Source organism: Bacteriovorax sp. DB6_IX (assembly GCF_000447775.1).
GTDB lineage: Bacteria > Bdellovibrionota > Bacteriovoracia > Bacteriovoracales > Bacteriovoracaceae > Halobacteriovorax_A.
The window spans coordinates 1-310 of record NZ_AUNJ01000142.1; the positions used below are offsets into that span (position 1 = coordinate 1).

At 35.8% G+C, this 310-nt stretch carries 1 protein-coding gene; it reads left to right on the forward strand.

Annotated elements, in window-relative coordinates:
• Positions 1–12 precede the first annotated feature (12 nt).
• A partial coding sequence (locus M901_RS04335) for an ATP-binding cassette domain-containing protein (RefSeq protein WP_034720305.1) occupies positions 13–310 on the forward strand: 298 nt, incomplete at its 3' end.

Genomic DNA, 310 nt, shown 5'->3' on the forward strand with positions numbered 1-310 from the left:
ATGGCAAATATTATGAATGAAACATTAGTTGTAGAAAATCTCAAAAAGTTCTATCAAGTCAAAGGAAAAGACCAACTTGTTAAGGCACTTAACAATGTCTCTTTCACTCTCGCTCCAAGAACAACACTAGGAATTGTTGGTGAGTCTGGTTGTGGAAAAAGTACCTTGGCCAAGACACTTATGAACTTAGAGAAGAAAACGGAAGGAAGTATTTCTTTTTCAGGTAAGAGTTTTGATGATATTTCAGATAAAGAGAGATATCAGACAATGCAAATGGTTTTTCAGGACCCTCTAGACTCTCTAAATCCTC